The 18475-nt window shown below is 69.7% G+C and carries 18 protein-coding genes; 7 read left to right on the top strand and 11 right to left on the bottom strand.

What is annotated here, in order from left to right; translation table 11 throughout:
• Positions 1-44: 44 nt before the first annotated feature.
• Positions 45-983, bottom strand: coding sequence for a 2-hydroxyacid dehydrogenase (locus ACFHNC_RS01450; protein WP_437167420.1), 939 nt, complete (start codon positions 981-983; stop codon positions 45-47).
• Between the two features lie 43 nt (positions 984-1026).
• On the opposite strand from ACFHNC_RS01450, the gene ACFHNC_RS01445 reads away from it, so the two are divergent.
• Both ACFHNC_RS01445 and ACFHNC_RS01440 read left to right on the top strand, forming a co-directional pair.
• Entirely contained in the window at positions 1027-1929 is a 903-nt protein-coding gene (locus ACFHNC_RS01445; RefSeq protein ID WP_437167419.1) for a fumarate hydratase, read from the top strand.
• A 20-nt stretch (positions 1930-1949) separates the two neighbouring features.
• Positions 1950-2570 (top strand): fumarate hydratase C-terminal domain-containing protein, encoded by a 621-nt coding sequence (locus tag ACFHNC_RS01440; RefSeq protein WP_437167418.1) that lies wholly within the window; start codon positions 1950-1952, stop codon positions 2568-2570.
• 3 nt (positions 2571-2573) lie between these two features.
• Here ACFHNC_RS01440 and ACFHNC_RS01435 read toward each other — a convergent pair whose 3' ends face one another.
• Entirely contained in the window at positions 2574-3821 is a 1248-nt protein-coding gene (locus ACFHNC_RS01435; RefSeq protein ID WP_437167417.1) for a M24 family metallopeptidase, read from the bottom strand.
• Between the two features lie 87 nt (positions 3822-3908).
• Here ACFHNC_RS01435 and ACFHNC_RS01430 point away from each other — a divergent pair, with 87 nt between their 5' ends.
• The 3 genes from ACFHNC_RS01430 to ACFHNC_RS01420 are packed head-to-tail and all read left to right on the top strand — an operon-like array spanning position 3909 to position 6701.
• Positions 3909-4919: a TRAP transporter substrate-binding protein gene (locus ACFHNC_RS01430; protein WP_437167416.1), complete on the top strand. Its 1011-nt coding sequence runs from the start codon at positions 3909-3911 to the stop codon at positions 4917-4919.
• A gap of 1 nt (position 4920) precedes the next feature.
• Positions 4921-5415 carry a TRAP transporter small permease gene (locus ACFHNC_RS01425; protein WP_437167415.1) on the top strand — a complete coding sequence of 165 codons (495 nt, stop codon included), beginning with the start codon at positions 4921-4923 and terminating at the stop codon, positions 5413-5415.
• Positions 5412-6701 (top strand): TRAP transporter large permease, encoded by a 1290-nt coding sequence (locus ACFHNC_RS01420; RefSeq protein WP_437167414.1) that lies wholly within the window; start codon positions 5412-5414, stop codon positions 6699-6701. Before ACFHNC_RS01425 ends, ACFHNC_RS01420 begins: the two co-directional genes overlap by 4 nt.
• Here the strand turns inward: ACFHNC_RS01420 and ACFHNC_RS01415 are convergent.
• The 5 genes from ACFHNC_RS01415 to ACFHNC_RS01395 all read right to left on the bottom strand — a co-directional run bounded on the left by ACFHNC_RS01415 (position 6684) and on the right by ACFHNC_RS01395 (position 12227).
• Positions 6684-8315, bottom strand: coding sequence for an FAD-dependent oxidoreductase (locus ACFHNC_RS01415; protein ID WP_437167413.1), 1632 nt, complete (start codon positions 8313-8315; stop codon positions 6684-6686). The two genes, ACFHNC_RS01420 and ACFHNC_RS01415, sit on opposite strands and share 18 nt — an antisense overlap.
• Before the next feature lie 53 nt (positions 8316-8368).
• Positions 8369-8908, bottom strand: coding sequence for a demethoxyubiquinone hydroxylase family protein (locus tag ACFHNC_RS01410; RefSeq protein ID WP_437167412.1), 540 nt, complete (start codon positions 8906-8908; stop codon positions 8369-8371).
• Between the two features lie 52 nt (positions 8909-8960).
• Positions 8961-10088, bottom strand: a complete 1128-nt coding sequence (gene dnaN / locus ACFHNC_RS01405) for a DNA polymerase III subunit beta (RefSeq protein ID WP_437167411.1) — start codon at positions 10086-10088, stop codon at positions 8961-8963.
• Between the two features lie 111 nt (positions 10089-10199).
• Positions 10200-11228 (bottom strand): agmatinase, encoded by a 1029-nt coding sequence (speB, locus tag ACFHNC_RS01400; RefSeq protein WP_437167410.1) that lies wholly within the window; start codon positions 11226-11228, stop codon positions 10200-10202.
• Between the two features lie 189 nt (positions 11229-11417).
• A complete protein-coding gene (locus ACFHNC_RS01395) occupies positions 11418-12227 on the bottom strand; it encodes a gamma-glutamyl-gamma-aminobutyrate hydrolase family protein (protein ID WP_437167409.1) in 810 nt (269 codons plus the stop codon).
• Positions 12228-12442: 215 nt separating this feature from the next.
• Between ACFHNC_RS01395 and ACFHNC_RS01390 the strand changes: the two genes are divergently transcribed.
• Positions 12443-13417, top strand: coding sequence for a Bug family tripartite tricarboxylate transporter substrate binding protein (locus tag ACFHNC_RS01390; protein WP_437167408.1), 975 nt, complete (start codon positions 12443-12445; stop codon positions 13415-13417).
• An 18-nt stretch (positions 13418-13435) separates the two neighbouring features.
• Here ACFHNC_RS01390 and ACFHNC_RS01385 read toward each other — a convergent pair whose 3' ends face one another.
• From ACFHNC_RS01385 to ACFHNC_RS01375, 3 genes are all read right to left on the bottom strand, one after another.
• The gene (locus tag ACFHNC_RS01385; RefSeq protein WP_437167407.1) at positions 13436-14557 is read right to left on the bottom strand and encodes a baeRF3 domain-containing protein; all 1122 of its coding nucleotides are present in this window, start codon (positions 14555-14557) and stop codon (positions 13436-13438) included.
• On the bottom strand, positions 14557-14907 hold the full coding sequence (locus ACFHNC_RS01380) for an HPF/RaiA family ribosome-associated protein (RefSeq protein ID WP_437167406.1): 351 nt from the start codon (positions 14905-14907) through the stop codon (positions 14557-14559). Before ACFHNC_RS01380 ends, ACFHNC_RS01385 begins: the two co-directional genes overlap by 1 nt.
• Positions 14908-14979: 72 nt before the next feature.
• Positions 14980-15819, bottom strand: a complete 840-nt coding sequence (locus tag ACFHNC_RS01375) for an FkbM family methyltransferase (RefSeq protein ID WP_437167405.1) — start codon at positions 15817-15819, stop codon at positions 14980-14982.
• Between the two features lie 173 nt (positions 15820-15992).
• On the opposite strand from ACFHNC_RS01375, the gene ACFHNC_RS01370 reads away from it, so the two are divergent.
• Positions 15993-16136, top strand: coding sequence for a hypothetical protein (locus ACFHNC_RS01370; RefSeq protein WP_437167404.1), 144 nt, complete (start codon positions 15993-15995; stop codon positions 16134-16136).
• Positions 16137-16140: 4 nt separating this feature from the next.
• On the opposite strand, the gene ACFHNC_RS01365 is transcribed toward ACFHNC_RS01370, so the two are convergent.
• Positions 16141-18450 carry an NADP-dependent malic enzyme gene (locus ACFHNC_RS01365; protein ID WP_437167403.1) on the bottom strand — a complete coding sequence of 770 codons (2310 nt, stop codon included), beginning with the start codon at positions 18448-18450 and terminating at the stop codon, positions 16141-16143.
• Between the last annotated feature and the right edge of the window lie 25 nt (positions 18451-18475).

Below are 18475 nucleotides of genomic sequence, written 5' to 3'. Positions count from 1 at the left end.
CTTAGGTCAGCTATATGACCTTAAGCCGGTTCCGGTGCCGCCGTCTATGCCCTGGTTGCGTCATGGTGCGGCCGTCCGGCCTGGAAGGCCGCGATGCCGTCCACGATCATCCGCACGATATCCACCCGTGTCTCCCGCGTCAGCGAAGCGTAGTGCGGCGCCACCACCAGATGTGGCGCGGCCAGCATCGCCGGGTCGGGCTCGGGTTCCGATGCAAAGACATCCGTGCCGGCGCCGCGGATGGTGCCGTCCTGCAAGGCCGCGACCAGCGCGGCCTCATCCACCACGGACCCGCGGGCGATGTTGATCAGAAAGCCCGCCGCGCCGAGTTTCTGCAGGATGGCCGCATCGACGATGCCGGCGGTCTCCGCCCCGCCAGGGCAGCACATCACCAGCACGTCGGCTTGCTCGGCCAGTTCCGCGATGCTGGGCACATGGGGCCAGGGCGCGTCGGGCTTCGGCCGGGGGCCGGACCAGATCACCTTCATACCGATGCCCTGCGCCCGCCGCGCCACCGCCGCTCCGATGCGGCCAAGGCCGAAGATGCCGCAGGTCTTGCCGAACAGCCGCGTGCCCGATTCCGCGCGGCCCTTGGCCCAAGCGCCAGATCGCACGAAGGCATCCGCATACACCACCCGCCGGGCGATGCCGTAGAGCAGCGCGATGGCGTAATCCGCCGTGTCCTCCGTCAGCACATCCGGCGTGTTCAGCACGGCGCAGCCCTGCGCGCGGGCGGCATCCAGGTCGATGCGGTCCAGCCCGGTGCCGGTGCTGGCCAACAGCTTGATGCCCTGAAGCCTGCCGAACATCGCCGCATCGCAGCCGGCCATGGCGCTGGTCACGCCGATCCGAAAACCCGTCACCGGCCCCGGCGGCAGGGCCGCGAGGTCCACCAGCCGATGCCCATCGGCCTCCAGCGCCTGGCGCAGATCGGCGGGCACCGCGGTCATCACCAGAAGGGATTCGCCGGGGCTGGCTTGCATGGAACGGGTCCTGTCGCGCTATGATGCCGGAAAGGCCAGGATAATGACCTTTTTGGGGAAGGATAGCCTGTCCACCATGCCGATCACCCAGCAGGCCGTGAAGACGCTCTCGGCCCAGTTATACGACTGGTCCCTGCGCCGCGTGCCGGACGACACCAAGGACGCGCTGCGCCGCGCCCGCGCCACCGAAACCCATGCAGGCGCGCAGCGCGTGCTGGAGATCATGCTCGGCTCCGCGCTGCGGGCGGAACAGACGGACCGCTTCGTCTGCTCCGATGCCGGCGTACCGGTGTTCCGGGTGACGCTGGGTGCAGAGGCGCGGTGGGAAGGTGACATCAAGGCCGCCATCACCGAGGGCTTTGCCGAACTGGTTTCGCGCATCCAGCCGCCGCTGCTGAAGCATGTGACGAACCCGCTGACCAATGAACGCGGCTACCAGGGCAAGGACATGCCCCTCGTGACGTGGGAAATGGAATCCGGCGTCGACTGGATCGAGATCGCCTGCCAGCCCAAGGCGCTCGGCTCCGGCCGCTGGGCGCAGGCAGAGACCTTCAGCTTCCCCTCGCTGGCGGATATCGAGGCCTATGTGATGAAGGCGGTGATGCAGGCGGGGTCGCAGCATTGCCCGCCGGTGATCATCGGCGTCGGCATCGGCGGCAGCTTCGACGTGGCGGCGAAGATCGCGAGCAAGGCCACCTACCGCGCCATCGGCAGCGTCAACCCGGAACCGGTGCTGGCGGCGATGGAGGAAAGGCTGCTGCGCGCTGTGAACGCCACCGGCTTCGGCCCGATGGGCACGGGCGGCGACACCACGGCGCTCGCCGTGCATGTCGATTACAGCGCGGGCCATGGCTACACGCCCGTCGCGGTCTGCTTCAACTGCTGGATCAACCGCCGCACCCGAGCGCGCATCCATGCGGATGGCAGTGTGGAGCGCATCGAATGACCATTCGTGGGATCGATGGAATGAGCGAGTATCGCCGCATCCGCATGCCGATGACGCGGGAGGATGCCCGCAGCCTGCGCGCCGGCGACATGGTGCTGCTGGATGGCGAGATCACCATCACCGCCGGCCTGCCCACGCATCACCGCATCCTGGCCTGCGCGGATGAGGGGCGCGACCCGCCGATCGATATCCGCGACGGGTCCCTGCTGCATCTCGGCAGCTACAGCCAGGACACGGCGGATGGCGGGCTGGAGGTGCTGTACATGAACCCCACCACCAGCACCCGCTTCAACCCGATCATGCCGCGGCTGATCCGCCATTTCGGGCTGACGGCGGTGGGCGGCAAGGGCGGGCTGGATGCGGCGTGCCGGGAGGCGATGCAGGAGGTGGGCTGCGTCTACCTCTCCTTCCTCGGCGGCGGCGCGCCGCTGCATTCCAGCGCCATCACCGGCGTGAAGGCGGTGGCCTGGAACGACCTGGTCGCGCATTACCGCCTGGTGCGGCTTTCGGTGAACGGCCTCGGCCCGGTCACCGTCGGCATCGACGCGCATGGCAACAGCCTGTTCGAGACGCTGTCCGCCCAGGCGCAGGACCGGATGCCCGAGATCCTGGCGCAGCTCGACCGCGACCGCGCTGGGTAGGGGTTACGCCAACTCCACCAGCGCATGCGGCAGCCCGCCGCCGGCCAGTGTTTCCACCCCCGTCTCCGTCACCAGCAGCATATCCTCCACGATGAAGCCGCCGAGCCCGTCCAGATACCAGGGCAGCTCAAAGGCCATCACCATGCCCGGCTCCAGCACCACGTCGCTATCGGCGGCGGTATAGGGAAACTCCTCCGACCAGATGGAGGCGCCGAGGCCATGGCCGAAATGACCGCGCGCATAGCTCGGGAAGCCCGCCCGATGCATGGCGCCAAGGCAGGCGGCGTGAATATCCCGCAGCGCGACGCCGGGGCGAAACATCGCCAGCCCCGTCTCGAAGGCCTGCCGCAGCGCCGCATGCACCTGGCGCGCCGGGGCCGGGGCCGGGCCACAAGTGAAGGTTCGCGCGAGGTCCGCCGAATAGCCGCCAACCACGGCGCCCACATCCACCTTCACAACATCGCCCCGCGCCAGCACGCCTGGGCTGGCCCAGGGGGAGGCGCCGAAGCCCACATATTCCCAGGCGGTCACGCCGCCCGTGCCGCGCACCCGCGCCACCTGCCGCACCAGGTCGAGAAAACGCTGCCCCAGCCCATCCCGCGTCGCACCCTCCCGGATCTCGGGGATCAGCGACAGCAGCGCGGCCTCGGTGATCAGCCCGGCCTCCCGCAGCCAGGCGATCTCGGCGGGGGATTTGTGGGCGCGCAGCCGTTCCACCAGCAGGGAGGCATCGTGCAGGCTGGCCGGTGCGACCGCTGCCTCCAGCGCCGGCAGATCGGCGGCCGGCACGGCGGAAAGCTCCACACCCAGACGGGCGCGGGAAAACCCCTGCACGGCCAGCACCTGCTGCAGCGCGGCCAGAGCCGCGGCACGGTCGAAGGTGGTGGGGCGGGCGAAGCCGGGGGGGCGGGCGGCGGTGGCGCGGGCCACCCAGGCGGCGGCATCGCCCGTATCATCCAGGAAGGGCCGCAGATCGGCTGCTTCGGGCCAGATGGCGTGGCGGATCAGCAGCGCGCAACCGGCTGCCTCCACCGGCCCGGCGAACAAATCGCTCACCACCGCCCCCATTGGCCGCGCCGGATCGGCCGGCACCACCGCGATCGCCGCCCCCAGCCGCCGCCAATTCGCCGCCACACCGGCAGGTGCGCCCGTGGCCCACCGGAAGCTCTCCGGTGCCGCCAGCACCAGCGCATCCAGCCCCGCCGCCTGCATCAGCCGCGCCGCGCGCGTCCGGTCGATCTGTCCTGCCATGGTTACAATGGGCGGCGTCCTTCCGGCGATTGTCAACGACGGCCTCCGCCCCCTATCGTTCGCGTAACCTTGGCGGGAGTGGCGAGAATGCGGAAGTGGATGCTGGGCGCGATGGCCGCCCTGTTCGGCCTGGCTGGCACGGCGCAGGCCCAGAATGTGGAATGGCGCTTCCACAACAGCTACGCGCCGACGCGGATCGAGAGCCAGCATGTGCGGGACCTCGCCGCGGATCTGCGGGAGCGTACGAATGGCCGCTTCACCCTCAACGTGTTTGAGGGCAATGCCATGAACCTGCGCGATGCCGACATGCTGCGGACCATGCAGGGCGCGACGCCGGAGATGAGCTTCATCTGGCCGCCCTTCCTCGGCCGCGACGATGCGGCGATGTCCTCCATCCTGGTCTTCGGCCTGATCCGCAATGCGCAGGAACTCACGCGGGTGATGCCGGCCCTGCAGGAAAGCCTGAGCCAGGGCATCCGCCGCTGGAACATCGAGCCGGTGGGCTACATGCAGCTCGGCCTGCTGGACGCCGCCATCTTCTGCCGCAGCCCGGTGCGGACGCTGGAGGAATTGAAGCGCGTGAAGCTGCGCGTCGGCTCGCGCGAGCAGGTGGAAACCTTCCGCGCGCTCGGCGTCGCCGCCCAGATCGTGCCGCAGCAGGAACTGTATGCCGCGATGCAGACCGGCGTGGTGGATTGCGCGCTTTACCCGCCGCGCATCGTCCACACCATCAGTCTGCAGGAAGTGGCCAAGCACGCGACCAGCACCGGCTTCGCCTTCCCGCCCACGCCCTACATCCTGTTGGCCAACCAGGCGCGGTTCCGGGCGCTGTCGGCGGATAACCGCGCGGCGCTGCAGGCCTCCGCCGCCGCCATCGAACAGCGCAGCGCCCGCTTCGCGCAGGATGCGGCGGATGACGAAGCCTCCCGCGAACGCCTGCGCGGCCAGGGCGTGACCTTCCACCCGACCTTCTCCGAGACCGAGCAGCAGGCCATCCGCACCGCCGCCATGGCGACGTGGGAGACGCTGATGCGCGAGGCCGGTGGTCAGGGCCCCGCCTGGCGCACCCGCATCCAGTCGGCGCTAGGCGCCAACTGAGTTGGAGCGGATCGACCGCGCCCTGCTGACGATCTCCCGCGCGCTGCTCGCTGTTTCCGCGGCGGCCTGCGCGGGGATTCTGGGGCTGGTCGTCGCGGCGGTGGTGATGCGCTACGCCGTCGCCGCGCCGTTCCGCTTTACCGAGGAATTGGCGGGGCTGCTGCTGTCAGCGCTGGCCTTCCTCGCACTGCCCTTCGCCATGGCGGGCAACGCGAATATCCGGGTGACCCTGCTGACGGACAAGCTGCCGCCGCTCGGCCGGCGCATCGCCTGGGTGCTCGGCCAGTGCATCATGGTCGCCTTCTGCGCGATCTTTGCCTGGGAGAGTTACGGCCTGGCTGAATTCACCTGGCGGCTGTCGCTGATGAGCGAACAGGCGCGACTGCCGCTCGGCCCGTGGGTTGCGCTGGCGCCGGCCGGTTTGGCCTTCACCGGGCTGATCGCCGCCTGGGCGGCGCTGCGGCCACCGCCGGCGGAGAAGGCGCAGCATCTGTGATCTGGACATTCTTGGTCGGCATGGTGACGGCCACCGTGCTGTCGGGTGCCGTGCTCGGCGCGGCGCTGGGGCTGACGGGCTTTGCCATCCTGCACTTCTTCGCAGGCGGATCGACCCGTATCGGCGTGCAGACGGTGTGGAACACGCTGAACGAGTTCACGCTGACGGCGATTCCGCTGTTCATCCTGCTGGGCGAATTGCTTGTGGCCTCGGGGCTGGCGCGTGGCGTCTATCGTGCCTTGGCGCCGATCTTCGCGCGGCTGCCGGGCGGGTTGCTGCACACCAATATCGCGGTCTGCGCGGTATTCGGCGCCGTCTCCGGCAGTTCCATGTCGGTCGCGGCCGCCGTGGGCTCCGTCGCCTATCCGGAGCTGAAATCGCGCGGCTATGACCGGGCGCAGACGGTGGGCACGCTGGCGGCCGGCGGCACGCTGGGGCTGCTGATTCCGCCCTCCCTCTCTTTACTGATCTACGGCGCGCTGACCGATACCTCGATCGGACGGCTGTTCCTGGCCGGCGTGCTGCCAGGGTTGATGATGGCCGGGCTGTTCATGGCCTGGATTTTGGTCGCCGCGCTCCGCAATCCGGCCATCGCCCCGGCGGAGCGCCGCGTGGCGCTGGGGGAGGCCTTGCGCGGGCTGGCGGGCGTGCTGCCGCTGATCGCGTTGATCATCGCCGTCCTCGGCAGCCTGTTCGCCGGGCTGGCCACGCCGACGGAGGCCGCGGGGGTGGGCGTGGCGGCGGCGCTGCTGCTCGGCTTCGCCATGGGCGACCTCACCTGGCGCGGCTGCGGCACGGCGCTGATCGGCACGGTACGGACCTTTGCGGTCATCGCCATGGTCTTCATCGGCGCGCTGGTGCTGGCGCAGGCGATCAGCCTGCTCGGCCTGCCGCAGCAATTGCTGGCGTCCGTGGCGGAATGGGGCCTGTCGCGCTGGGTCCTGCTGCTGGTCGTCGTGCTGGTCTATCTGCTGCTGGGCATGTTCTTCGACGGCCTGTCGATGATGATCATGACCCTTCCGCTGGTCTTTCCCCTGCTGACCGGCGTGGGGTTCGATGCGGTGTGGCTCGGCGTGGTGGTCACGCTGATGATCGAGGTGGGGATGCTGACACCGCCCGTGGGCATGAATCTTTTCGTTCTGGTCGGCATCACGGGTGGCGAGGTGAAGCTGGGCGAGGCGGCGCTGGCCGCCTTGCCCTACTGGATCGCGCTGCTGCTCGGCGTGGCGCTGCTGTGCCTGTTCCCCGGCATCGCCACCTGGCTTCCCTCACTCGCCTTCGGCTGACGCGCCGGCATTCCGCTGCGCCAACCGCAGCCCCGCCACATGGCCCCAGGCCATGTAGGGGCCGATGGTGGTGCCGGTGCCGACGCCGCGGGTGCCAAGCGGATTGGCGCTCGACGCTCCCGCCGCGAACAACCCCGCGATCACGCTGCCATCCGGCCGCAGCACCTCCGCCTGATCATTCGTGCGCGGCCCGCCCTTGGTGCCGAGGATCGATCGGTTGAACGGCATCGCCAGGAACGGTGCCTTTTCCAGCGCCTCCAGCCCGCCCCGCCGCCGCTTGTCGCCACTGGCCGCGGCATCGGCGGCGGAGGGGCGGCCGAAATCGTCATCCTTCTGCGCGGCGCAGGCGGCGTTGTAGCGCGCGACCGTCGCCCGAAGCGCCACCGGGTCCAGGCCGATGGCGCGCGCCAGTTCGGCCACGCTGCCTGCGCGATGCAGCCAGCCGGCATCATCCTTCGCCGCCCAGCGCGCCGGCGGCAACCGCTCCAGCAGCCGCGCATCGGCGATCACCCAGCAGGGCAGGTGGATCGGCTGGCCGGACGCGTCGCGCGCATCCATCGCCTCGCCGATGTTGAAGACCAGTTCGTTGACGAAGCGCGCGCCGTGGCGGTTCACCAGGATGGCGTTGGCCTCGGTGTGGAAGGGCACGGGGCGTGCCATCAGATGCCCCTCATGCCGCACCGGCACGGCGGGTGTCAGCGTCGCCTGGTCCATATGCGCCAGCGCCGCGCCGGCCGCTTCCGCCATGCGGTGGCCATCGCCTTCATTGCCCGGCGGGCTGCCGAGGTAGTCCACCTGCCCCGGGAAATGCTCGGCACGCAGCGCCGCATCCCACTCGAAGCCGCCGGTCGCGATGACCACGCCGCGCCGGGCCTGGATGGTTTTCTGGCGGCCGCCTTGCTCCATCACAACACCTGTCACCGCCCCGGTCTCGTCCTGCCGAAGCTCCACCGCGCGTGCCGAAAGCTCAACCTGCACCCCCGCATCCAGGCAGCCGCGCAAAAGCCCGGTGATCAGCGCGGTGCCCTTGCCGCGGCTGTTCACCAGCAGCCGCCAGGCGAGCCGCGGCCACAGTTTCAGCGCGGTGCGATAGGGGTGGTGGTACAGATCCGTCTCCACCGCCTCGTGATAGGTGAAGATCTCCGGGATGGTGGACCGGCGAATGCGGAAGGCGAAGCGCCCCGCCCGCCAGCGGCTGAGCGGCAGGGGCGAGAGCATGCGCCCGCGCGGCTTGGCACCGGGCAGGTTGCGCAGCGGGTCCCCCTCCGGCGTCAGGCGGAAGCGCAGCGGCGAATGCGCCTCGACGAAGCGCAGCATGGAAGGCGATGCCGTGACCAGCCGCCGCCACAGCGCATCTTCGGTCGCCTCCCAGCCTTCCGGCGCGGCGGCGCGGATATAGGCCAGCGCTTCCCCCGGACTGTCGGCGATGCCGGCGGCTTCCGCGTGGTGGTTCGCCGGAATCCAGGTGCCGGCGCCGGACATGGCGCTGGTGCCGCCAACCCGGTCCGTTTTCTCCAGCACCAGCACCCGCAGCCCGGCCACGGCGGCCGTCAGGGCCGCGGTCAGCCCGGCGGCGCCGCTACCCAGCACCACCGCATCATACGCCTCGTCCACGCGCCAAAAACCCCCGCAAGCCGGGGCCAGCTAAAGCACGGAATGCGCGAGGGCTAAATCCGCCGCGCCGCGTGTACCGCGGCGGCGGAGCCATTGCCGACCAGCCAGGACCAGCCGCGCAGCAGCAGGCCGGGCGGCGCATCGGCGGCCTCCCGCGCCTCGTCGCGGTGCTCCACCTCCTCCTCCTGGCAATGGGCCAGCATGGCGCGGATCTCGGGAAAGATGCGCTCCGCATCCAGCCGGTCGATCTGCGCCTGGTAGTGGTGATCCACGAAGGTCTCGACCGCATCGATGGTGGCGTAGATCGCGCGGTTGCCGGCCAGCGCCGGCAGCGCCCCGGTCAGCCAGCCCGCGACGCGCCAGATCGGCAGCAGCACGCTATGCTGGCGCCGCGGCAGCAGCCCTTCCAGCAGGTCCAGATGCCCCTGTTCGGTGGCGCCATGCCGCGCCGCGAAATCCCGGATCTCCGGGTCGCGGGCGAAGGCCAATATGCCGCGATAGATCATCACGGCGCCGGTTTCCCCGGCATGGTCGGAACGCAATTCGCCGACCAGCCACTTCGGCAGGTCGGCGGCGGGCGAGGGGGAGCGCATGTGGGTCATTGCCACCCGGACATGGCCCGGGTGGCGCCGACCACAAGCCGTATCAGACGCGCATCGGCATCAGCACGTACAGCGCTTCCGGCTTGGCGCTGTCCGTCACGATGGTCGGCGCGGAGCCGTCGGAGAAGCGGAACTCCACCGTCTCGGCGATCTGGTCGGTGATGTCGTTCAGGTAGCGCGCCTGGAAGCCGATCTCGAGCGGACCGTGCTCGTAGGTTACCACATCGCCATCCAGCTCCTCCTGCGCCTGGCCCAGCTCGGCGCTGGCGGCGGACAGCAGCAGGTGGTTGCGGTCGATGGACAGCTTCACAGGGCGCGAGCGCTCGCTGCTGATGCCCGCGACGCGGCCCACCGCATTCGCGAAATCAGCCTTCTTGACCCGCAGCACCTTGTCGTTGCCGCGCGGGATCACCCGCTCATACTCCGGGAAGGTGCCGTCGATCAGCTTGGAGGTCAGCTGCACCGCGCCCAGAGTGAAGCGGATCTTGGTGTCGGAGAGTGCGACGGCGATCTCATCCGTCACTTCCTCGGCCAGCTTGCGCAGCTCGTTCACCGTCTTGCGCGGCACGATCACGCCCGGCATGCCGTCCGCGCCATCCGGCAGCGGTTCCTCGACCCGGGCGAGCCGGTGGCCATCGGTGGCGACCGCGCGCAGCACCTTGGTGCCGCCGGCCTCCGTCGCGTGGATGTAGATGCCGTTCAGGTAGTAGCGCGTCTCCTCGGTGGAGATCGCGAAGCGGGTGCTGTCGATCAGCCCGCGCAGCATGGCGGCGCCGATGGCGAAGCGGTGCGGCAGCTTGCCCTCGGTCATGGAGGGGAAATCCTCCACCGGCAGGACGGAGAGCTTGGCGTCGAAGCGGCCGGCGCGCAGCGTCATCTGCGCGTCGCCGCCCGGATGGTCCAGCTCCAGCTTGGCGCTGTCCGGCAGCTTGCGGACCAGCTCGAACAGGGTTGCGGCTGGCGCCGTGGTGCGGCCGGCGCGCGCCACGGTCACGCCGGGCACATCCTCGACCACCGCGATTTCCATGTCCGTCGCGGTCAGGCGCAGCCCGCCCTCACGCGCTTCCAGCAGCACATTGGCCAGGATCGGGATGGTGTTGCGCCGCTCCACCACGCTCTGCACATGCGCGAGCGCCTTGAGCAGTACCGCCCGGTCCACCGTGAACTTCATGACCTGGATTCCCGAAATCTGGCGGCGACAGGCCGACCGCTACCCGCACCGCGCGGGCGCCTAGTCTAACAGGCTGGAATCGGCCTTTGAAGGGCCGGGCTTCCGTCCATTTTAGCCGCGGAAGGAGGGTGCCCGGACCAGCAGGCAGAGAATCTGGAACATCGCCTGGGCGCCGATCTGCGCGGTGGCGGTGCTGGCATCGTATTGCGGTGCCACCTCCACCACGTCCCCGCCCACGACATCCAGCCCCGCCAGGCCGCGCAGCAATTGCTGCACCTGCAACGGCGTCAGCCCACCCACCTCCGGCGTGCCGGTGCCGGGCGCGAAACCCGGGTCCACCGCATCCACGTCGAAGGAGACATAGATCGGCCCCGTCGCCACTTTTCGCGCCAGTTCCAGCACCGCCGGGAGGCCCATCTCGGCGAATTCATGCATCTGAATCAGTGTCATGCCGCTGGCGGTGGAGAATTCCCACAGATAGCCGGCGCCGCCGCGGATGCCGATCTGGATGGTGCGTGCCGGGTCCAGCACGCCTTCCAGCACCGCTTCCCGGAACGGCCCGCCATGGTGGAAGCGGGTGCCCTCATAGGCGCCGCCGGTATCGGCATGGGCGTCGATATGCACCATGCCCAAGGGCCGGCCGGCGCCCAGCGCCTTCAGGATCGGCAGGCTGATGGAATGGTCACCGCCAGCCGCCACGGTGCGGATGCCCGCCGCCCGCAGCGCCTTGAAATGGCTCTCGATATCCGTGTGGCAGGTTTCCAGCGAGAAGCGGGACGCCATCGGCACATCGCCGATATCCGCCACCCGGGCCTCCGTCAGCGGCGCCATGTGCAGGGCCGGCTCATAGGGCCCAATGCGTTCCACGCCGCGAATGGCGCGCGGGCCGAGGCGCGCACCGGCGCGGTTGGTCACGCCGAGGTCCATTGGCACGCCCACAAGCCCGATCTCGGGCGGGTCGGTCAGCGCATCGGCCTGGAAGGGGGCGCCGCAGAAGGTGGCGAGCCCGGCGAAGGGCCAGGTGCGGCGGTCGCCCTGGAACTGGCTTTCGATGATGCGGCGGAACAGCGGGTCTTCCGTCTCGGCCCCGCCACTCGCTTCATAGCGCGCCCGCAGCGCCGCCAGCTTTTCCGCATCCATGCCGCCGCCTCCCGCAACGCAAAGCGCCCGGTCAGGGGGGTGACCGGGCGCCACGCTGATTACTTCCGATCGGAATGGTCGGGCGAGCCGGCAGGGGAACCGGTCCTCGTCCGCCGGCGGTAGTCGGCCGGCCCGGCCACCATAGCGCGGCCAAACCGGCCGCGGCAAAAATTTCGCGTGGCCGCCGTTTCAGGCTGCTGCGCGCTGGGCCGGAACCGCCTCCGGCCGCCGTCCCGCGGCCCAGGCGGCGGCGGCGGCGCCGAAGGCCTCGAAGATCACGCGCGACCGGGCATCCTGTTCCCAGTCATATTCCGGGTGCCATTGCACGCCCATGACGAAGCCCGGCGCATCGGCCACGCGCACCGCCTCGATCGTGCCATCCGGCGCCCAGGCTTCCGCCACCAGGCGCGGCGCCAGGCGGCAGACGCCCTGGTTGTGCAGCGAATTCACCGGCACCGCCTCCGGCCGGATGCGCAGCCCGGCCTCGGCCCAGATGCGGGCGAGCTGGCCTTCCGGGGCCACGCGCACCGCATGGGCCTTGCCGGTCCGAACGCCCGGCAGCTTCTGGTCGGACGGCGTGGAGTGGTCCATCCGCCCCGGCAGGTCCTGGATCCGCTGGTCGAGCGACCCGCCCAGCGCCACGTTCAGCTCCTGGAAGCCGCGGCAGATCGCCAGCACGGGCAGGCCGGCGGCGATGGCGGCGCGGATCAGCGGCAAGGTTGTGGAATCCCGCTGCGGGTCCTCCGGCGTACCCTCCGCATGGGCGGGGCCGTCATAATAATCGGGGTGCACGTTGGACCGGCTGCCGGTCAGCATCAGCCCATCCAGCCGCGGCAGGATATCCGGCACCAGCGCCTCCCCCGCCGCGGGCAGCAGCACCGGCACGGCGCCGATCGGCCCGAGTGAGACGCGGACGTAACTGTCCGAGGCGGCATGGTTCGGCGTGCCGAACAGGCCAAATGCTTTTACACAGCAGGAAATACCGACCATTGCGCGCATTATGAGAGCTTCGTGCCGCACCATGGCAGGATCAAGTCAAACTTGGGTCCAAGGGATGCGCGCGGATCGCATGGCAGACCGGACTTGCCGCTTTGCCTGGCGCCCGCGGCCCGGTTTCGCGGCGAAATTTGCATCCTGGTGGCAACCTGGCGCGTGGTTGCTGTTGCGCCGGCCACGCCAGCCCGCATGATGGGCGCCTTGGGACGGAGGCGGGCATGGTCGGGCGTCGGCAGGTTTTGGCGGGGATCGGCATGGCAGGGCTGGCCGTCGGGCCAGGGGCCTACGCCCAAACGGCCTGGCCGGAGCGGCCGCTGCGCTGGGTGGTGGGCTACCCGCCCGGCGGTGCCTCCGACACCTTCGCCCGGCTGATCGCGGCGCAGATGACCCCGCGGCTCGGCCAGAATGTGCTGGTGGAGAACCGCCCCGGCGGCGGCGCGGTGCTGGCCAGCGAGATCGTCGCCCGCAGCCCGGCCGATGGCTACACCTGGATGCATGTCGACAACGGTATCCTGGTCTACAATCCGGCGCTGTATTCGCGCCTGCCCTACAATCCGGACCGGGATTTCACGGGCGTCGGCTTCATCGGCCGCTTCCCGCTGTTCATCGTGGTGCGGCCGGATGATCCGGTGCGGGATTTCGCCGGGCTGGTCGCGGCTTCCAAGCTGCGGGCGCCGACCTATGGCACGCCGGCCGTCGCCTCCCCGCACCACCTGGCGATGGAATTGGTGAAGCGGCGCACCGGGCTGGCCGGGGAACACGTGCCCTATCGCGGTGGCCCGGCGGCGATGCAGGACCTCATGGGCGGCAATGTCGATGTGGTGGTGATCGACACCGCCACCGGCACGCCCTTCATCAAGGATGGCCGCTGCCGCGCGCTTTGTGTGATGAGCGAGACGCGCAGCGCCCTGTTCCCCGATGTCCCCACCCTGCGCGAACTCGGCCATGCGGAGGCTGTGGCCTATGGCTGGCAGGGCATGAGCGTGCCCAGCGGCACCCCTGCCCCGGTGATCGAGCGCCTGGCGCAGGAAATGGTGCGCGCCATGACCTCTGCCGATATCGCCCGGCGCCTGGCCGATCTCGGCATCGAGTACCAGCCCTGGACCCCGGCGCAATTCGCCGACTTCGTGCAGCGGGAGAACGCCCTGTGGCGGCCGCTGATCCGGGAACTGGGAATCCGGCTGGACGGCTAAGGTGGCGCCAGGCGGCGGTCAGTAGCGCAGAAGCGCCGCCGCCCGCACGCCCTCGGGCATCGCATCCTCGGCCAGCATGCGAACCTCGCCGCCGTTGCGCAGCGTCTCGACGGCCGAGGTATCGTACAGATCCTCGGAGGCATCGCCCTGTGCCTCGTCATCCCCGCCCTTGGCCAGCAGCAGCGTATCAACCCGCCCGGCCTCGGCGGCCTCCAGGATATCCTGGGCATTGATCGCCACCCGGCCATCGCCACTGCCAAGCCGGGCCTGGACGCGTTCCACCGCCTCGTGCTTCTCCGCCTCGAAGGCCGGCCGCACGATCTCATAGGCCGCAGCGTGAAGTTCGTCCCGATCCATGCCCTCCGGGTTCGTCTCGATCACGCCCGCAAGCTGGTCGCCGAGCTTGGTCTGCTGGCGGAAGTGACCCTGCGCACCGGCATCCGCCACCAGCACTACCGGGCGGGTATCATTCGCCAGATGCGCCTCCAGCGCCGCGGCGATGCGCCGCATGAACTCCACGCTGCGGCCCTTGCGCCAATCCTCCGGACTGTCGCCATAGACCTGCGCCTTACCCACGCTGACCGACCCGATATTCGGTCGGTTCACCGGCGCGGCCTGCAGCGGGTTTTCGTAATCGTCATCCAGGCCCGTCACCTCGTCCAGCGAACGCGGCAGCGCGGCGGCGCCATCCTCACTGAGGCTGAAGCGCGAGGCATCGTACAGCCGGACGATATCGGCCGTGATCGTCAGCACGACAAAGGCACCATCCCGCGCCAGCACCGGAAGCAACGGCCGGATGTGGAAGCCGGGGCGCACGACCACCTGTTCTTCCAGCGCCACTGGCAGCTTGTAGTAGCGCGGCTGGGCGCCGCCCAGGAACACGGCCAGGCCGTGCCGCTGGTGCTGCCAGAATTCGTAATCCTCGACCAGCGCGGTGGCCGGCGCCAGAAGCGCCTCGGCATCCTGGCGCGAGGTTCCGGACTCCATCAGCTTGTCCCGGGCCTCGGCCACCAGGTTCTTCAGCCGGATCGGGTCCTGCCGGATCTCGGCGCCCCGCACATGGGTGGGCAGAAAGATCGAGACGCCGGTGGCCGGCGCGTCATCCAGCAGCGCCCAAAGATCGTCCTTGGAAAACATCATCAGCGGTGCTCATTGTCGCGGATGGAGGCGGCACCCTTCTGGTCGGCCAGCTTGCCGAAGGTGCTTTCGGCCATGCTCCGCAGCTTCCGCGCCGCGCCGCGATAGGCTTCCTCCAGCGTCGCGGCCTGGTGCGTCACGGCCATGGGCTGGCGCCCGGTTGGCCGCGCTTCCATCAGGCAGCGCTTGTCCGCACCGCCAGATTTGCCGGCGTTTTCGTCGCTGAGATGCACCTCGATGCGGGTGAGCTGGTCGGAGAACCGGCCCAGGACGTTCTCGATTTCCGCCGTGACCTGCTGGGCCAGGGCGTCGCGTCCTTCGACATTGTCGTCGGTATTGAACTGAATCTGCATGTTGGCGCTCCCGGTTCGGGACTTAACGCCCCGGGCCGCGCCTGGTTGGTCCGCGTCGTGCGCTTTTTCGCCTCAAATCTGCCCGAGAGGCCGGCGGGACAGCAGCAGATCGGCATGGGTCAGCCCCGCCAGGCTGCCCTCAGCCAGCGGCTTCAACCCGCCGGGGGTGATCTCCTGCACATAAACCAGGCCAAGGTCGCGCAGCCAGGCCTCGAAGGCGCCCACATCCTCCCGCGCGCCCATCATATGGATGTCCCACTCGGTGACCATCAGCAGGTCGGGCGATCGGCGGATCAGCGCCTCCGCCCCGCGCAGCGCCTGCGGCTCGCTGCCCTCGCAATCCAGCCGCATCAGATCCGCCGCCGGCAATTCGGCCAGCGCATCGTCGATCCGCACGCCGCGCGCCTCGAACCGCTCCGGGTAGCCGGCTACCGTCTCGGCCAGCGCCACATGGCCGCTGCCGATATGGGCGGGGTGGACGGCGAAGGCGATGCGGCCGGGTTCCGCCAGGGCGGCCGCGGCATGCACGGTGACGCGGCCATCGAAGCCGTTCACCGCGACGCTGTCGCGCAGCAGGGCCAGCACGCGGGGATTGGCCTCGAAGGCATGAACATGGCCGGTGGCGCCCACGGCCTGCGCCATGGCGAGCGTGTGGTAGCCCATGCTGGCGCCCACCTCGACCACCTGCGCGCCCGGTTTCAGCAGCCGGCGCAGCAGACGTTCCACATGGCGTTCCCATTCGCCGGACAGCGCGATATGCGGCGTCATGCCGACATCGCGCACATCAAGGAAGATCTTTAGCCCGGAATGGGTCAGCGCCACCGCTCGGTTGCCAAGGAAGCAATAGGTGTTGCGCGACGCCGGGGCGGGGCGGGTCGGGCCGGGGCGGGAGGGAAACAGGCGTCTGAACACGCTTCGGCCACCTTCGGAACGGGGATCGTGGCGGCCAGCATAGCCGCCAGCGGCCGTCCCGCCAAAATCCTCCCCTGGCCACAACCAGCGGTTAATCCTGCCGATGCAGACTACGGCCTCGGCCAGGTGCCGCGACGCCAGGAGGGCGAACCCCAACCAGGGAACCCCTCCCCATGTCCGCAGCCCTTTGCTTCGATCCTCTCGGCTTCCGCGCTCCGACCCCGGTGCGCGACTTCCTGCGCGGGTTGCGCCGCTGGCTGACCTACCGGCCGGAGCGCCGCTACCTGGGTGGGCGCCGCCGGAATGCCGCCGGTTAGCCGCTTACTTCGGCAGGGCCGCGTGGGCTGCGAGGCAGGCGATGTCCAGGATTTGGTTCACCCCCGCCTCCATGCCGACGATCTGCACCGGCGCCGACAGGCCCATCAGCAGCGGGCCGATGGTCTGGGCGGAGGTCAGCCGCGGCACCGCCTTGGTCAGGATATGCGCCGCGTGCAGCCCCGGCATCACCAGCACATTCGCCGGGCCGGTCAGGCGGCAGAAGGGGTACAGGCTGGCGCGCAGGCCGGGGTCCAGCGCCACGTCGGCGGCCATTTCGCCGTCATACTCGAAATCCACCTCCCGCTGGTCCAGCAGCTTCACCGCATCCCGCACATTGCCCGGGATGCTGCCCTTCGGGTCACCGAAGGTGGAGAAGGCGAGGAAGGCGACGCGCGGTTCATGCCCCAGGCGCCGGGCGGCGGCGGCGGCGCGCGTTGCGATCTCCGCCAGCGTCGCCGCATCCGGGCGTTCATGGATGGCGGTATCGGCCACCAGCACGGTGCCGGACCGCCGCGCCAGCATCAGCGTCAGCCCGAACAGCACCGTGCCCGGCGCCGGGTCGATCGCCGTCAGCACGCCTTCCAGCGTGGCGGCGTAGCTGCGCGTCGCACCCGTCACCATCGCATCCGCATCGCCGGCGGCGACCATGCAGGCGGCGAAGACGTTGCGGTCCAGGTTCACCAGGCGCTGGCAGTCCCGCAGCAGGAAGCCCTGGCGCTGCTTCTTGGCATAGAGCCATTCGGCATAGGCGGTGTTGCGGTCCGAGATGCGGGCATTGTGGATCTCGATCCCCTCCGGCATCGGGATGCCGAGGCTGGCGACCACGTCATTGACCCGATCCTCCCGCCCCACCAGCACCGGGGTGCCGTAGCCGGCGTTGCGGAAGGCGATGGCGGCGCGGATCACACGTTCCTCCTCGCCCTCGGCGAAGACCACGCGGCGCGGATTGGCCTGCACCCGCTCCGCAATCGCCTCCATCGCATGGGCGGTGGAATCGAGGCGCCCGGCGAGGTCCCGGGCGTAGCGATGCAGGTCCAGGATCGGCTTGCGCGCCACGCCGCTATCCATCGCCGCCTTGGCGACGGCGGGCGGGATGCGGCTGATCAGGCGCGGGTCGAAGGCGTTGGGGATGATGTAGTCCGGGCCGAAGCGCAGCGACTTGCCGGCCCCGGCGCCGGCCACTTCCTCCGGCACATGTTCGCGCGCCAGCAGCGCCAGCGCATTGGCGGCGGCGACCTTCATCGCGTCATTGATCGTGCTGGCCCGCACATCCAGCGCGCCGCGGAAGATGAAGGGGAAGCCGAGCACGTTGTTGACCTGGTTCGGATAATCGCTGCGCCCGGTGGCGATGATGCAATCCGGCCGCACCGCGCGCGCCTCATCCGGCGTGATCTCGGGGTCCGGGTTCGCCATGGCGAAGATGATCGGGTGGGCGGCCATGGACCGCACCATCTCCGGCGTCACGGCGCCCTTCACGGACAGGCCCATGAAGCAATCGGCCCCCTCCATCGCCTGCGCCAATGTGCGGCAGGCGGTGTCGGCGGCATGCGCCGACTTCCACTGGTTCATGCCCTCGGTGCGGCCGCGGTAAATCACGCCCTTGGTGTCGGCCAGGATCACATGCTGCGGGTGGATGCCCATGGCCTTCACCAGCTCGGCGCAGGCCACCGCCGCCGCGCCGGCGCCGTTGATCACCAGTTTCACGGATTTCAGGTCGCGGCCGGTCAGGTGGCAGGCATTGATCAGGCCGGCGGCGGCGACGATCGCGGTGCCATGCTGGTCGTCATGGAAGACCGGAATGTCCATCAGCTCGCGCAGCCGCTGCTCGATGACGAAGCATTCGGGCGCCTTGATGTCTTCCAGGTTGATGCCGCCGAAGCTCGGGCCGAGGTAGCGGACGCAGTTGACGAAGGCGTCCACATCCTCCGTGTCCAGGCACAGGTCGATGCCATCGACATCGGCGAAGCGCTTGAACAGCGCGACCTTGCCTTCCATCACGGGCTTCGAGGCCAGCGCGCCGAGATTGCCGAGCCCCAGCACCGCCGTGCCGTTGCTGATGACGGCGACGAAATTGCCCTTGCTGGTGTAGTCATAGGCCAGCGCCGGGTTCTTGTGGATGTGCAGGCAGGGCGCCGCCACGCCGGGGCTATAGGCCAGCGAAAGGTCGCGCGCCGTGGTCAGCGGCTTGGTCAGCCGGATCTCCAGCTTGCCCGGCCGACCCTCGGCGTGCATCGCCAGCGCTTCCTGCTCCGTGATCCGGGCGGTGCGAGTATCGGCCAGGGCCTCGCCCGGTTCCTTGCGCACGTCGTCCATTGTTCGTGTCTTCCCCAACTCACCT

This window comes from Falsiroseomonas sp. E2-1-a4 (assembly GCF_051433165.1).
GTDB lineage: Bacteria > Pseudomonadota > Alphaproteobacteria > Acetobacterales > Acetobacteraceae > Falsiroseomonas.
Note: the sequence above shows the minus strand (reverse complement) of the source record. Positions and strands in the feature narration are given on the sequence as shown.